The 14,106-nt window shown below is 74.2% G+C and carries 16 protein-coding genes and 2 pseudogenes; 8 read left to right on the top strand and 10 right to left on the bottom strand.

Annotated elements, in window-relative coordinates; translation table 11 throughout:
* Positions 1–23: 23 nt before the first annotated feature.
* From GEV43_RS23145 to GEV43_RS23120, 6 genes are all read right to left on the bottom strand, one after another.
* A complete protein-coding gene (locus GEV43_RS23145) occupies positions 24–1,454 on the bottom strand; it encodes a multicopper oxidase family protein (protein ID WP_160822477.1) in 1,431 nt (476 codons plus the stop codon).
* A gap of 159 nt (positions 1,455–1,613) precedes the next feature.
* Positions 1,614–1,916, bottom strand: coding sequence for an antibiotic biosynthesis monooxygenase family protein (locus GEV43_RS50810; RefSeq protein ID WP_309239791.1), 303 nt, complete (start codon positions 1,914–1,916; stop codon positions 1,614–1,616).
* 136 nt (positions 1,917–2,052) lie between these two features.
* Positions 2,053–2,307 (bottom strand): acyl carrier protein, encoded by a 255-nt coding sequence (locus tag GEV43_RS23135; protein WP_160822475.1) that lies wholly within the window; start codon positions 2,305–2,307, stop codon positions 2,053–2,055.
* A gap of 121 nt (positions 2,308–2,428) precedes the next feature.
* A complete protein-coding gene (locus GEV43_RS23130) occupies positions 2,429–4,480 on the bottom strand; it encodes an AfsR/SARP family transcriptional regulator (protein ID WP_160822474.1) in 2,052 nt (683 codons plus the stop codon).
* Positions 4,481–5,306: 826 nt separating this feature from the next.
* Positions 5,307–5,885: a biotin/lipoyl-containing protein gene (locus GEV43_RS23125; protein WP_160822473.1), complete on the bottom strand. Its 579-nt coding sequence runs from the start codon at positions 5,883–5,885 to the stop codon at positions 5,307–5,309.
* 120 nt (positions 5,886–6,005) lie between these two features.
* Positions 6,006–6,428, bottom strand: coding sequence for a MarR family winged helix-turn-helix transcriptional regulator (locus GEV43_RS23120; protein WP_160822472.1), 423 nt, complete (start codon positions 6,426–6,428; stop codon positions 6,006–6,008).
* Positions 6,429–6,635: 207 nt separating this feature from the next.
* Between GEV43_RS23120 and GEV43_RS23115 the strand changes: the two genes are divergently transcribed.
* Positions 6,636–6,914: a hypothetical protein gene (locus GEV43_RS23115; RefSeq protein ID WP_160822471.1), complete on the top strand. Its 279-nt coding sequence runs from the start codon at positions 6,636–6,638 to the stop codon at positions 6,912–6,914.
* Positions 6,914–7,366: a MarR family transcriptional regulator gene (locus GEV43_RS23110; RefSeq protein ID WP_160822470.1), complete on the top strand. Its 453-nt coding sequence runs from the start codon at positions 6,914–6,916 to the stop codon at positions 7,364–7,366. The genes GEV43_RS23115 and GEV43_RS23110 overlap by 1 nt, the downstream gene beginning before the upstream one ends.
* On the opposite strand, the gene GEV43_RS23105 is transcribed toward GEV43_RS23110, so the two are convergent.
* The gene (locus tag GEV43_RS23105) at positions 7,299–7,910 is read right to left on the bottom strand and encodes a DUF1707 domain-containing protein (protein WP_160822469.1); all 612 of its coding nucleotides are present in this window, start codon (positions 7,908–7,910) and stop codon (positions 7,299–7,301) included. The genes GEV43_RS23110 and GEV43_RS23105 overlap by 68 nt on opposite strands.
* Before the next feature lie 85 nt (positions 7,911–7,995).
* On the opposite strand from GEV43_RS23105, the gene GEV43_RS23100 reads away from it, so the two are divergent.
* Positions 7,996–8,892, top strand: a complete 897-nt coding sequence (locus GEV43_RS23100) for a TIGR03619 family F420-dependent LLM class oxidoreductase (RefSeq protein WP_160822468.1) — start codon at positions 7,996–7,998, stop codon at positions 8,890–8,892.
* Positions 8,893–8,935: 43 nt separating this feature from the next.
* On the opposite strand, the gene GEV43_RS23095 is transcribed toward GEV43_RS23100, so the two are convergent.
* On the bottom strand, positions 8,936–9,691 hold the full coding sequence (locus GEV43_RS23095) for a hypothetical protein (protein ID WP_309239790.1): 756 nt from the start codon (positions 9,689–9,691) through the stop codon (positions 8,936–8,938).
* Positions 9,682–10,026: a helix-turn-helix domain-containing protein gene (locus tag GEV43_RS55035; protein WP_309239789.1), complete on the bottom strand. Its 345-nt coding sequence runs from the start codon at positions 10,024–10,026 to the stop codon at positions 9,682–9,684. The genes GEV43_RS23095 and GEV43_RS55035 overlap by 10 nt, the downstream gene beginning before the upstream one ends.
* Positions 10,027–10,125: 99 nt before the next feature.
* Here GEV43_RS55035 and GEV43_RS53285 point away from each other — a divergent pair.
* The 3 genes and pseudogenes from GEV43_RS53285 to GEV43_RS53280 all read left to right on the top strand — a co-directional run.
* Positions 10,126–11,115, top strand: a pseudogene (locus tag GEV43_RS53285) (cytochrome P450); the annotation flags it as partial.
* Positions 11,070–11,240 (top strand): annotated as a pseudogene (locus GEV43_RS56205) (hypothetical protein); the annotation flags it as partial. The pseudogenes GEV43_RS53285 and GEV43_RS56205, both read left to right, overlap by 46 nt.
* A gap of 6 nt (positions 11,241–11,246) precedes the next feature.
* Positions 11,247–11,378, top strand: coding sequence for a cytochrome P450 (locus tag GEV43_RS53280; protein ID WP_254715869.1), 132 nt, complete (start codon positions 11,247–11,249; stop codon positions 11,376–11,378).
* A 32-nt stretch (positions 11,379–11,410) separates the two neighbouring features.
* On the opposite strand, the gene GEV43_RS23085 is transcribed toward GEV43_RS53280, so the two are convergent.
* Positions 11,411–12,232: a helix-turn-helix transcriptional regulator gene (locus GEV43_RS23085; RefSeq protein WP_160822467.1), complete on the bottom strand. Its 822-nt coding sequence runs from the start codon at positions 12,230–12,232 to the stop codon at positions 11,411–11,413.
* Between the two features lie 121 nt (positions 12,233–12,353).
* Between GEV43_RS23085 and GEV43_RS23080 the strand changes: the two genes are divergently transcribed.
* Together GEV43_RS23080 and GEV43_RS23075 are read left to right on the top strand one after the other, a co-directional pair.
* The gene (locus GEV43_RS23080; RefSeq protein WP_309239788.1) at positions 12,354–13,343 is read left to right on the top strand and encodes an aldo/keto reductase; all 990 of its coding nucleotides are present in this window, start codon (positions 12,354–12,356) and stop codon (positions 13,341–13,343) included.
* Positions 13,344–13,422: 79 nt separating this feature from the next.
* The gene (locus GEV43_RS23075; protein ID WP_160822466.1) at positions 13,423–13,935 is read left to right on the top strand and encodes a hypothetical protein; all 513 of its coding nucleotides are present in this window, start codon (positions 13,423–13,425) and stop codon (positions 13,933–13,935) included.
* Positions 13,936–14,106 lie beyond the last annotated feature (171 nt).

Raw genomic sequence — 14,106 nt, 5'->3', positions numbered from 1 at the left:
CCCCTGGAGCCGCGGTGGTGGCCCTACGCGACGATCTCGGCCTGCGCCATCATCCCCATCGCGGAGTGATCGAGCAGGTGGCAGTGGTAGAGGTAGCGGCCGAGGTACCGGTCGTACCTGACCTTGATCCGCACGGTGCTGCCCGCCATCACCGCGACGGTGTCCTTCGGGCCCGTCTCGTGCGGCGCGGGCGGCCGCCCGTCGCGGTCGAGCACCTCGAAGTGGGTGCCGTGCAGGTGGATGTTGTGCGGCACCGGCAGGTGCGTGCTGTCGCTCTTCACCCGCCAGATCTCGGTCTGCCCGCGCTTGATCTTGATGTCCACGCGGTTCATGTCGAACGCCCGGCCGTCCATCGTCCACTCGTTCGTCGCCGGGTTGAAGTCCATGACGACGTCGCGGGTGACGTCCGCGTCCGGCAGGGCGAGGGTGCGGCCGAGCCGGTCCGGGACGCGGCTGCGGTCCCGGACCGGGCTCCCGACGTCGAACCGCATGATCTCCCGCGTCGCGGCGTCGGTCCCGAACGCGTTGGTCAGGACGATCCGCGTGCCCGGCTCGTAGGCGCCGAAGTCGACGACCACGTCCGCGCGCTCGCCCGCCGAGAGCTGCACGCTCTTGACGGTCTGCGGCGCGGGCAGCAGCCCGCCGTCGCCGCCGATGACGGTCAGGTCGCCGCCGTTGGACAGGCTCAGGTTGAAGAACCGCATGTTGGACCCGTTCACCAGCCGCAGCCGGTACTTGCGGGCGGCGACCTCGAAGTACGGCTGCGTGCGGCCGTTCACCAGGATCGTGTTGCGGTTCTGGAAGTCGCCCATCTCCCAGACGATCTGGCCCGCGTCGTCCAGGTGGATGTCGCGCATCACGATCGGCACGTCGTACGCGCCGTTCGGCAGGCCGAGCGCCCACTCCATCGGGTCGTCGATGACGTACAGCCCCGACAGCCCGCGGAAGACCATCTCGGCCTCCATGTGGTGCACGTGGTCGTGGTACCAGAGCGTCGCCGCGGGCTGCGCGTTCGGGTAGGTGTAGTCGCGGGCGTCGCCGGGCGCGACCGGGAACGCGGGGTGCCCGTCGTCGCCGGGCGAGACGTGCCCGCCGTGCAGGTGCGTCGAGACGTCCATGTCCAGGTCGTTCGACTGCCGGACGACCACGCGGCGGCCCTTGAGCGCCCGGATCGTCGGCCCCGGGAAGCTTCCGTCGTAGGCGACGACCCGCGTCTTCACGCCCGGCAGGATCTCGGTCTCGGCCTCCCGGACCGCCATCTCGTAGTAGTCGGTCGTCATCGTCCGCCGCACCGGCCGCAGCACGCGCGGCAGCGCGAGCGGCCTGGTGAACGCCGGCGCCGCCGGCCCCGCGGCGAACGCGCGCCGCAGCGAGCGCGCGCCCAGCACGCCCGGGACCGCGATCCCCGCCGCCCCCGCCGCGCTCAGTTTGAGCGCGTCCCGTCTCCCCAGCATCCGGTCCATGTGCGCGGCCCTCCCGCAGATTCGTGATCGGAACCCGCACACAGTGCCGCCCGCCGCTCGAATCCGGCTCGACCGCCGGACGGGTCGCGGTCCGCCCGCAAACAGGGAGAGCGGAGGCGCCGGGGCGCCTCCGCTCTCTGGTCCGGGCCGTCAGTAGGCGGCGGTGATCTCGTAGACGCCGAAGGCCGAGCCCTGGCCCGCGGCGCTGTCCTGGAGGGGGCGGAGGGGCGCGGTGACGTCGCGGTGCCCGGCGCCCTCCTCCCAGGTCCGGAACGACGCGATGTCGCGCCACTCGCTCATGACCACGAACGCGGCCGGGTCGAGCAGCGAGCGCATCAGCACGTTGCCGAGCAGTCCGGGCGTCCCGTCGAGCGCCCGGCTGATCGTGTGGTAGGCCGCCTCGACCGCCGACGCGTCCGCCCCGGGCGCGCTCGCGTACACCAGCACGCGCACGCGCCCGACCGGGTCCGGTGCGGTCCCGGCCGGGGCGCCCGCACGCGCCGGATCGTCCGTCGGGGCCTGGCCGTCCGCCTGGCCGTCCGCTTGGGCGTCCGCCGGGGCGTCCGCGGCGGGCGGGGCGGGCCGCCGGCTACGCGGCGGCGATGCGGGAGTTGACATAGCCCACGACGGCATCGGGGGTGGGGAGCTCGGCCGCCATCTCGTCCGAGATCGCCACCAGGAACTCCTGCTGGATCCGGGCCGCCAGCTCCAGGACGGCCAGCGAGTCGTACCCCATCTCCTCGAAGCTGACGGCGCTGATGTCGTCGTCCAGCCTGATGGTGTCGGGCTCGCCCGCGCAGTCCCGCAGAATCCGTCTGACGTCGTCCACCGTGAATCTCGACATCTTCTCTCCCTAGCTACCGGTGGCACCACTGTCGCGGGCCGGTCTCGACCCCCGCTGGACGCGGGATGGAAACCGGACGGGACCCGGCTGGGGCCCGGGCCGCCCCCGGCCCGGGCCGTGCTCAGCCCTCCAGCGCCCTGACGAGCCCGTTCGAGTGGTGCGGACGGGCCTGCCGGTGCTCGGGATCGATGGCCCGGCACACCCGCCGGTCCACCGGTTCGAGCTCGTGGCCGTGGTCGCCCGCGTCCAGCTCGACCACCTCGGGCCCGTGCGCGCGCGCCTCGTCGGCGCGCACGTCGAGCAGCGTCCGCTCGTCGGGCATCGCCACGCTGCGGGCCTGCGCCCGCATGGGTTCCAGGAACTCCTGGTCGAGGCACTCGCGCGCGAACAGCCGCACCAGCTCGTGCATCCGGTAGCGGATCTCGCCGCCGCTCGCGTCGGCGACCGCCAGCATGTGGCAGCCCGCCAGCCGGATGAGCTGCGCCTCCACCAGGTCGGTGCCAGCGCCCACCAGGCGGGCGGCGGTGTCGGCGGTGAAGTCCGGCGGGGGCAGCAGGCTGATCAGCCGGAACATGCTGCGGTCCTGCGGGTCCAGCCGCCGGTAGCCGGCCGCGCACCGGGCCCGTACGTCCAGGTCGGCGAACGCGAGCACGTCGAGCCGGCCCGCCGGGTCGTCGAGCTGCGCGACGAGCTTGCCGATCGGCCAGTTGCGCATCGCGGCCATCCGGGACCCGAGGCTGCGCAGCGCGATCGGCAGGCGCCCGCACAGCTCGGCCGCCCGTTCCGCGGCGCGCCGCTCGGACCCGTGGTAGGGCCGCCCGCTCGCCGACTCCAGCAGTTCGACGGCCTCGTCGTCCGTCATCTCCTCCAGTTCGACGTGGCGGACCCCGGGCAGGCTGTAGAGCCCCCACCGGGTCGTGATGATCACCGAGCTGCCGGGGGACGCGGGGAGCAGCGGGGCGATCTGCGACACCGAGAGGGCGTCGTCCAGGACGACGAGCAGCCGAGCGCCCATGCTCCACGTGCGGAACAGCTTGCTGCGCTCCTGGAGGCTCTCGGGGACCTCGTGCGCGGGCACCCCGATCGCGCGGATGAAACCTTCCAGGATCTGGTGGGGGTCGGCCGGGTTCTCCGACGTCCCGCGCAGATCGGCGTAGAGCTGGCCGTCCGGGAACTCGGCGCGGTTGGCGTGGCCGGCGCGCAGCGCCAGGGTGGTCTTGCCGACGGCGGGCATCCCGGAGATGCAGACCGCGCGGCCCGCCGTCCCGTCCCCGCCCGAGTCGAGCAGCCCCCCGTGGATCCGTTCCAGCACGTCCTCCCTGCCGACGAAGTCTGGGATGTCGGGGGGGAGCTGCGCCGGCACCAGGAGGAGATCGGAGGACACGGGGGCGGAGACGGGGACGAGCGGCGCGCCGGCGCCGTTCCCGGCCGTGGTGTCGGAGTTGAGGAGGGTGAGGTGCAGGCGCTGCACCGAGGCGGACGGCTCCATGCCGAGCTCGTCCACGAGCATCCGGCGCAGCCCCTGGTAGACCTCCAGGGCCTCGTAGCGGCGGCCGGAACGGTTGAGGGCGACCATGAGGTGGGCGTAGAAGCGCTCGTTCAGAGGGTGCTCGGACACCAGCATCTTCAGCTCGCTCACGAGCTGCTGGTGGCGGCCGAGTTCGAGGTCGGCGGTGATCCGCTGCTCGAGGACGCGCAGCCGCTCCTCCTCCAGCCGGGTCACGTGGGCGGACAGGATGTCGCCGACCGCGACGTCGGCGAGCGCCGGCCCGCGCCACAGGGCGAGGGCCTCGGAGAGCCGGTCGGCGGCGAGCATCGCGTCGCCGTCGTCCAGGGCGGCGCGGCCCTCCTGGGCCAGGGAGTCGAAGCGGCGCAGGTCGCCGAGGTCGGCGGAGACGTCGAGCAGGTATCCGGAGACCCTCGTGTGGAGCTCGGCCGAGCCGCAGTGCTCCAGCACGTCCTTACGTAGTTTGTAGATGTAGGTCTGCAGTGTGGTCATCGCGCTGTTGGGCGGGCTCTCCCCCCAGAGCTCGTCGATGAGTTCTCCGACCTGAACGAGCTTTCCGCACCGCACGAGCAGGAACGCGAGCACCTGCCGCACCTTTGGGGCGGTCGGAGTTATCTCCACACCCCCGTTGGCGACCCACAGCGGGCCGAGAATCCGAAAATGCATGCTCCGTCCGTCTCCCCTGATCCTGTTCACCTTGGTGAGCGACGTTCTCCCGCGGGAACGATCAACACGCAGATTGTTAACCCGATCCTGCAAAGAGGCAACAACTCCCCCCGTCGAGGTCTGGCCACGCATAAAACCAACGGCCCCTTGAGCCCGCGTCCGGTGATCTATATAATCGCGACCCCGGCATTCCGGCGCGCCGAGCGGGGGCGCCTCCGGCCGGACCTGTTTCCCCGAGGTCACGACCTTGGCGGCCACCGGCTCGATCACCGCCACACCATGCACACCGGCGGCTCGGAGCACACTCGAAGACCGCTCGCGCCCGGACCTGCGGTCATCTCCCCGTTACCCGGCCCCGAATAGCTGGAGCCAGCTATTCATTAATGCCCCGCGAACTCCCCGAGTGCGCGGCATGACGATTAGTGACATCGTCCGGCACGCTCCCCCATGGTCATACCCCCGTCATCCCCGCATTACACGGTGGACATAATTGCTTAACGCAGCCTAAGCCAGAGCCGCGATAAGTGACAACCGAATATCGTTCGGAGTGGCGATCGACTTTTGCAGGGCCGATCTTTCCCATCCCGGTGCGGTCATCATTCGGATCACGGCTTTGTCGAATCGACTGTCAGATGAACTCTAGAATCATACGCGCAGGCACCCCGGAAACCCGATGGCCGGAACCGGCCTGTGACCGTGCAACTCTCAACGTCCGCGAGTTTTTCTTGATCTTCGCGTGATCGGAACTCCGGTCCCCGGCGCGCACAAAGCGGGGCGCCGGCGATCCGCCGGCGCCCCGCCCTCCGCGCGCGTGCCCGCACCGCGGTCAGTCGTCGGACGGGGGCGCGAGCCGCAGGATCGGCTGCCCGTACTCGACCGTGCCCGCGTCGTCCACGAGGACCTCCACGACGCGGCCGGGCCGTTCGGCCGTCACCGGGTTCATGAGCTTCATCGCCTCCACGATCGCCACCTGCTGCCCCTCCTCGACGTCGTCGCCGACCTCGACGAAGGGCCGCGCGCCGGGCGACGGCGCGCGGTACAGGGTGCCGACGAGCGGCGCGGTCACCTCGAACGTCCCCGGGTCCGCGGCGACCACCGCCGCCGCGGCCCCGTCCCCCGCGGTCGCGACCGCCGCGGCCGCGATCGCGCCGCTCTCGGCGATCGCGCCGCCGCCGGGAACGCCCGGCGGCGCCACGCCGGGAAAGGCCGCCATCGCGCCGTTCGCCACCGGAACGCCGGCGGGCGCGCTCGGCGCGGCGTCGGGCCACTCGACCTCGACGCTCATGTCCCCCGACCGGAGGCGCACGCTCTTCAACGGGCCCGCGGTCGCGCCGATCAGCTCGGCCGCCCGCCGGCACAGGTCGTCGAGGGTGCTCTCCGCACCCGTGGTCTGGTCGTCGTTCATGGGCACCTCGCGTCCTCCGAGCCTCTGTGCGCCGCACACTGGCCCGCCGGGCTCAACGGCGGCTGGAGGACCCCTGAACCTCGGGCCCGCGGCGTCCCCGCGCCGGCCCGGGACGAGGGGTCACGCCATGCCGCTGAACGCGGTGGGCGCGGGCGTGCCGCCCATCGCGTCGGCGTGCCGGAGCAGGGTCTGCAAGGCCCGCCTCAGCTCGACGTTCGCCGCGCCGCCGCTGCCGCCGAGCGGCTCCAGGTAGCGCTCCTCCAGCTCGCGCACCTCGACGACGGCGGCCTCGACGACCCGCACGCCCTCCTCGGTGAGCGACATCTGGACGGCCCGCGGGTCGGCCGGGTTGTCGGTGCGCACGATCAGCCCCGCCTTCTCCAGGACGCGCGCGAGCCTCGACACGTACATCGGCTCCAGCCCGCTGTAGTCGGCGAGCTGCCGCTGGCTCGGCCGCGCGCCGCCCCGCTCCATCGCGTAGAGGGAGGCGACCACGGCGTACTGCGCGTGGGTGAGGCCGAGAGGGGCGAGAGCGCGGTCCATCGCCACGCGCCAGCGCAGCGAGACGTGCCAGAGGAGATAGCCGGTCGGCGGGGGGCGTCAGCCTGGTTCGCCATGAAAACAGAGTACATGTTTATTAGCTGGAGGCAGATAGTCCAGGGCCAGCCGACCGGAGGTCCAGCGACTCTCGACCGGCCGGAGACCCGGCGCCGCGAGGCTCGGGCGCAGGATCCACGACCGGAGGCCCGGATGCGAGAGAACGAACCGAGGAGCGGGGCTCTGTGGCGGATGCTGCGCGGCCTCCAGCGCGGGCTGATGTACGTCGGCGCGAACGCCTGGCCGACCGCCGAGGTCTACGCCGCCCTGCGCGCGGCGTCCGCCGAGTCGGCCGCGGCGGCGGCGCGGCGGCGCGACCACCGCAGGCTCCCGCCGCCCGACGTGATCACCGCCTACGCCGACCTCGCCCCCGACGAGCGGGACCTGCTGCTGCACCTGGAGGAGCAGTTCAAGCGGGAGAACGAGAAGTAGTGCGCCCGTCCGAGGAGCTGGCCCGGCACCGCGCCCGGTGGAGCCTGCTGCTCTACCGGGCGATCGCCGCGCGGCTCGGCCTGACGCTGAACGAGGCGCTGTGCGCCACCGCGCTGGCGCTGGACGGCGCGCAGACGCCCGGCGCCCTCGCGCGCCGCCTCGGCCTCACGACGGGCGGCGCGATCACCGCGGTGATCGACCGCCTGGAGGCCGCGGGCCTCGCCCGCCGCGTCCGCGACGCGCGCGACCGGCGGCGGACCCTCGTCGAGCCGCTGCGCGGCGCGCCGTTCCCCGACTGCACCGGCCTGGCGGACCTGCCCGACGAGCGCCTGCGCGTGCTGCTCGACTGGCTGCGCGCGGAGAACGCCGCGCTCGCGGCCCTGCTCAGCGAGACCCGGCCGGACGGCGGAGCAGCCACTCCAGGAACGTCCGCCGGGGCCCCCGCACGATGACGTTGCCGTGCCGGACGGTGCCCGAGACGTTGACGCGGAGCCGGACGGTGCCGTCGCCGCCCTTCGAACGCCTCCGCTTGACGTTGCCGGCGTGCACCGAGACCTCGTCGACCTCGACGGCGACCTCGGGCGGGACGATCAGCCGGAGGTTGCCGTGGCTGACCTCGACCTCCATGTCGAGCACCGGGTGCGCGACGACGGCCTCGGTGAGGTCGATGACCGCGTTGCCCATCCGGACCTCGGCCTCCAGCCGGCGCGGGACGGCCCAGGCGCCGGTGCGCTCGACGTTGCCCATGTTGGCGTGCAGCCGGACGAGGTCCTTGGCGGCGGGCCTGTCCGTCCGGACGGCGGCGGGCAGGTCCTGGACCAGCACCTCCAGCTCGCCCTGGGTGCGGGCGGTGAGCGCGAGCTCCAGCCGCTGGTCGAGCTCCTCGGGGGCGAGCCGGCCGTCGCCCGCCGCGTCCCTGAGCCGCTCGACGACCTCGTCCCGGTCCTCGTGGGAGGCGCGCATCTTGCCGGCGTCCGGCTCCAGGCTTCCCGTCATGGCCGGAACTTTACCCCCGGACTCTCCATCCGCGAGATGGCCGCCGCCGCCAGTACTCGACCAAGCGCACGGTAGGTTGATCGGCATGCTCTCGATCACGCTGCCGAACTACGCCGCCGCGCCGGCCGGCGGATGGCGCGGTCTGGTGGACCTGGCGAAGGCCGCCGAGGACGCGGGCGTCGAACGGGTCGTCGTCGTGGACCACGTCGTGATGGGCCGCGACACCTCCGCCTACCCCACCGGGCCGTTCCCCGGGACGCCGGAGATGCCCTGGCTGGAGCCGCTGACCGTGCTCGGCGCGATCGCCGGCGCGACGTCCCGGATCCGGCTCGCCACCGGCATCGTCATCCCCGCGCTGCGCGGCGCGGCGGTGTTCGCGAAGACGGCGGCGACGCTGGACCAGATGTCGGGCGGACGGCTGGAGCTCGGCGTCGGGACGGGCTGGCAGCGCGCGGAGTACGACGCGGCGGGCCTGCCCTGGGAGGCCAGGGGCCGCATGCTGACCGACCTCATGGGCGCGTGCCGGACGCTGTGGCGGGCCTCGCCCGCGACGTACGAGTCCGAGACGGTCTCGTTCGGGGAGGTGTGGTGCGAGCCCCGGCCGGTGCGGCCCGAGGGGGTCCCGCTGCTCGTCAGCGGAACGACGCACGCGCGGAACGTGGACCGGATCGTCCGGTTCGGCGACGGCTGGATCCCGATCATGGGCGAGACGGTCGAGGGCGTCGCGCGCGGCGCCGAACTGCTGCGCGGCGCGCTCGCGGACGCCGGGCGCGACCCCGCGACGCTGCGCGTGCAGGGCTCGCTGCCGATCGTCCGGGACGCGTCGGGCCGCCCCGACCTCGCGGGCAGCCTCGCGGCGGTGCCCGCCCTGCGCGCGGCGGGCGCGACCACCGTGAACGTCAACTTCTCCGCGTTCTGCCCCGACCCGGCCGACGCGCCCGCAGTGCTGGAGCAGCTCGTAGCGGGCTACGCCGCGACCTGACCGACTGACCGACCGGCCGCGCGGGGCGGCGTCTCCCGGGTGATCAGCCGGATGCGCGGGAGGGGTCGAAGGACGCGGCGGCGTGGGCCGCGCCTCGTCCGTCCGCGCGGGCGACGACGCGTCCGCCCTCGATCCGTACGGCGGTCTCGGTGGCGTCGCCGACCGCCGGGACGCCGGCCGCCGCGGCGACCGCCCCGGTCTCGTCGTGGACGACCCGCAGCCGCGGCCGGGCCGCCGGGGCGAACGCCTCGCGCAGGCAGCCGCACAGGCCGGCGACGGCCAGCCGGGCGAGCGGCGCCAGCTCGGCGGGGTCGCCGGTGACGAGGACGGCGGTGACGGCGGCTCCGGGCGGCGCCGCGCGGACGGCCTCCTCGGCGGCCTCCAGCCGGTGCAGCCCGAGGACGGCCACGACGCCCTCGGGCGCGGGCTCCAGCGGTTCGCCGCTCACCGCGTCGGTCGCGGGCGGCGGCGTCCAGTCCGGACCGTCCACCGCGCGGGCGGGCGAGACGTGCGAGAGGTGGGGCAGCGGCCAACCGCCGCCGAGGTCGAGGCCCGCGAGCCGTTCGCAGACGGCGACGACGTCGAACGGGTCGGTGAAGCCGGGCGCGGCGGCGGCCATCTGGTCCACGCCGTGCAGGGTCGTGAGGACGGCCTCGGCGGTCCGGACCCGGCGCGCCCCTCGCCGCGAGCCCGCGGCGCCCTCCAGGGCCAGCCCGAGCAGGAGCGCGTTCAGCTTCATGAGCTGGGCGAACGCCTGCCGGGTCCGTTCGTCGGCGAGGACCTCGGGCATCAGGTCCATGGCGAGCCGTTCCGCGCCGTCCCGCTCGGTGGTGAGCGGGAGCCGCGCGATCCAGGCGCGGGCGAACGCGGCGAGCGCCTCGCCCGCCGTCGCCCCCGGCCCGGCGGGCGCGGGCGGCCGGGGGCGCTCTCCGCGAGGTCGGCCAGGACGGCGAAGTAGAGCGCGCGCTTGCCCGGGAAGTTGGAGTAGACGGCGCCGCGGGTCAGCCCGGCGCGCTCGGCGATGCCGTCGATCTTGGCGTCGCGGAAGCCCAGCTCGGCGAACTCCTCGCGGGCCGCGGCCAGCACCTTGGCGCGGTTGAGCTCCTGCGCCCGTGCCCTGGTCAGCCGCGCCATGGTCGTCCCGCCCTCCCGGTCCCGGGGCTCTCCCCCGGGCGTCCCGCACGCCGTCCCGCTTTGCCCTCCGGCCGCCGCCAAGATACCGTCGCCATTCAGATGATGAGATCATGTGTTTTTATCATCCGAATCCCCCAAGGAGAGCCCATGCGCGCCGACGGCGACCGCCCCTCGATCCCCGAGCTCGACCTCACCGACCCGACCGTGGTCCGCGCCCCGTTCACCGCGTACGGGGAGGCCAGGGAGCGCTCGCCGCTCGCCAGGCTGAACGTCCCCGGCATGCCGATGTGGGCGCTGACGCGCCACGACGCCGCGAAGGCGATGCTCGGCGACGCGCGGTTCGAGATGAACTCCGGCAGCTTCATGCCGCCCGAGGTCCCCGAGCACTGCAAGCCGTACATGCGGACGATGAGCGAGCGCGAGGCGCCCGAGCACGCCCGGCTGCGCGGGCTCGTGTCGCCCGCGTTCTCCGCGCGCCGCGCCGCCGGCTTCCGTCCCCGCGTCGAGCCCCTGGTGGACGCCCTGCTCGACCGGCTCCCCGACCATGCCGAGAACGGCACGGTCGACCTGCTCCCCCACTTCGCCCGGCCGCTGCCGATGGACGTGATCTGCGAGATGGTCGGCATCCCCGAGGCGGACCGCGAGCGGTGGCGCGCGTACGGCGCGACCGTCGCGTCCGGCGCGGGCCAGGGCTTCGCCGAGGCGATCCCCGGGATCATGGACGGCGCGCGGGCCGCGATCGCGCACCGGCGCGCCGACCCCGACGGCGGCCTGCTGTCCACGCTCATCCGCGTCCGCGCCGAGGACGGCGACCGGCTGGACGACGCCGAGCTCGTCACGCTCGTCTGGCACCTCGTCCTCGCGGGCCAGACGCCGACGAACCTCATCGCGAACGCCGTCGGCGCGCTGCTGGAGCATCCGGCCCAGCTCGCCGCGCTGCGCGCCGACCCGGGGCTGATGCCGCGCGCCGTCGAGGAGCTGATCCGCTACTGCGGGCCGGTGCTGCTGACGATCCCCCGCTACGCGCGCGAGGACGTCGAGCTGTGCGGCGTCCCCGTCGCGAAGGGCGAGGCGGTCACCGCCGCGGTCGCCGCGACCAACCGCGACCCGCGCGTCTTCGACGATCCCGAACGGCTCGACGTGACCCGCGCGCGGGCGAGGCGGCGCACCTCGGCTTCTCGTACGGGCCGCACTTCTGCCTCGGCGCGTCGTTCGCCCGCGTGCAGACCGAGGTCGCGCTGACCGCGCTGCTGGCGCGCTTCCCCGGCCTCGCGCCGACCGTTCCGCTGGAGGACCTGCGCGCCCCCGACCCGGGCACCTGGCGCCTGACCGCCCTGCCGGTCACCCTCTGACGGTCGCGGGGTCCCGACACCGGGCGCCGCGGTCAGCCGAGGCCGTCGGCGAGCTTGTCGAGGGCGTCCTGGGACGGGCTGCCCTCCGGCGCGGTCAGCGTGACGAACTGGAGGTCGCCGCCGCCCGGCAGGACCATGCCGACGTAGTCGAGCGTGACCGTTCCGACGACCGGGTGCCGGTACGTCTTGCTGCCGGAGCCGGGGCCCTTGACGTCCTGCCGCTCCCAGCACGCGCGGAACTCCGGGGACTCCGCGTCCAGCTCGGCGATCAGCGCCTCGGTGGCCGGGTCGCCCGGCTGCTGCCCGGTCGCGGTGCGGAGCTGCGCGACGCCGTGCAGGGCGATGGTCTCCCAGTCGGCGTAGAACGCGCGGGAGCGCGGGTCGAGGAAGGCGTACCGGAGCATGTTGCGGCTCGGCTCGGGCTGCTCGGCGAGGTCGCACAGCAGGGCCGCCGCCATCGCGTTCCAGGCGAGCACGTCGAGCCGCCCGTTGACCACGTACGCCGGGACGGGGGCGATGACGTCGAGCAGCCGCCGCACCCGCGCCTCGACGCGCCCGTCCTCCCCGCCCCGGTGCGCGGGCGACGGCTCGGCGAGCCGGTACAGGTGGTCGCGCTCGTCGTCGTCCAGCCCGAGGACGCGGGCGAGCGCGTCCAGCACCGACGGCGACGGGCGGCCCGCCCGGCCCTGCTCCAGCCGCATGTAGTAGTCCGGGCTGATGCCCGCGAGCAGGGCGACCTCGGCGCGCCGCAGCCCCGGCGCGCGCCTGCGCTCCCCTTCGGGCAGGCCCACCGCCCCCGGCCGCACGCGGTCGCGCCGGGAGCGCAGGAAGGCCGCCATCTCACGCGTTGCCATGCCTCCAAGTGTGCCCTCCCGTGCCTAGTCCTCCCGGGGCTAGTCAGCGGCGGGCACTGTGCGGGCGCGGCGGCGCTTGGCAGGCTCGACGGCGTAACCGAACGGCGAAGGAGAACCACCAGTGCGCTACCGCACCCTTGGCAAGCACGGCCCCCGCTCGTCCGTCGTCGGCTTCGGCGCGATGACGCTGGCGCCGGGCACGTACGGGTCCGTCACCGAGTCCGAGGCCGAGGAGACGTTCCTCGCCGCGCTCGACGCGGGGTACACGCTGATCGACACGGCCGACATCTACGGCGGCGACGGCGCGAGCGAGCGCCTCATCGGACGCGTCCTCGGCGCCCGCCGCGACGACGTCGTCCTCGCGACCAAGTTCGGCGGGAACCAGGACGAGCGGGGCGTCCTGATCCCCGGCCTCGGCCGTCCCGACCACGTCCGGCGGGCCCTCGACGCCAGCCTGAGCCGCCTGCGCACGGACCGCGTGGACCTGTACTACCTGCACCGCCTCGACCCGACGACGCCCGTCGAGGACACCGTCGGCGCGCTGGCCGAGCTGGTCGGCGCGGGCAAGATCCGCCACATCGGGCTCTCGGAGGTCTCGACGCGGACGCTCCGCCGCGCCCACGCCGTCCACCCGGTCACCGCGCTCCAGACGGAGTACTCCCCGTTCAACCGCGGCCCCGAGAAGGAGATCATCCCGGTCTGCGAGGAGCTCGGCGTCGCGTTCGTCGCCTACAGCCCGCTCGGCCGCGGCATCCTCGGCGGGACGGTCCGCGGCGACGCCGACCTCGAAGGGTCCGACTGGAGGCGCGGCAACCCGCGCTTCCAGGGCGACAACCTCGCCCGCAACGTCTCGCTGGCCGACTCCGTCGCGACGCTGGCCGCCGGGCACGGCGTCACCACGGCGCAGCTCGCCCTCGCCTGGCTGCTGCACCGCGGCACGTTCCCCATCCCCGGCACCCGGCGGGCCGCCAACGCCCGCGCGAACGCCACCGCCGCGGACCTCGACCTCGACGCCTCGGCGTTCGAGCGGCTGGAGGAGCTGGTGCCGCCCGGCGCCGCCGCCGGCGAGCAGGGCAACGCGTCGTACATGGCCAACATCGACACCGCCTGAACCCCTTCCCACCAGGGGGTTTTCGCGGGGACGCGCGTTCGCGGGCCCGTTGTCGGTGGGCTGTTGTAGCTTCCCGGACATGATCGACGGAGCGGACGACGGGGACGTTGACGGGGACGCGCTGGAGCGGCGGAGCGCGGTGCGGGTGGTGCCGCCGGCGCGGCCCCGCAAGCTGGCCAAGGTGCCGTTCGTCGAGCTGGCCGACGGGCGGTTGCAGGGCGTGGTGTCCAGCGGTTCGGACCTGCGGCGGGTGTACGTCTCGTCGTTCACCGCCGGGACGCACGACTTCAGTTGCAGCACCAACAACAACCGGCCGTGCGGCGGGCTCTACGGGCGGCCCTGCAAGCACCTGGTGGCGCTCGCCAACGAGGCCGTCGTCCAGTACGGGCTGGAGCGCGTCGCCCGCTACCTGCGGGTCGAGGTCGGCGAGGGCGACACGCTCGTGAGCAGGCTCCAGGGGCAGGCCGAGCAGGCGACGGCGGCGGCGGTGTTCAGCCGCTTCCTGCGGCACCTGGCCTACCTGGAGGTGCCCGACGCGGTCGCGCCGGTGCCCGAGATGCACTGGTTCCCGGCGTCCGGGGCGGCGGTCTGATGGCGGGCCTCGCGGAGCTGGCCACCGGAGCCCCTGCGGGCGTGGACGAGGCGCTCGGGCTGGTGGCGGAGTTCGACGACGCCCTGACGTACGGGCTCGGTCGGCTCACCGAGGGCCGCGCGGCGGCGCTCGCCTCGTTCGCCGGCGCCCTGGCGGGCACCCCGCTCGGGC

Source organism: Actinomadura sp. J1-007 (assembly GCF_009793335.1).
GTDB classification, from domain to species: domain Bacteria; phylum Actinomycetota; class Actinomycetes; order Streptosporangiales; family Streptosporangiaceae; genus Spirillospora; species Spirillospora yumaensis.
This window is presented reverse-complemented; position numbering and strand designations above follow the sequence as displayed.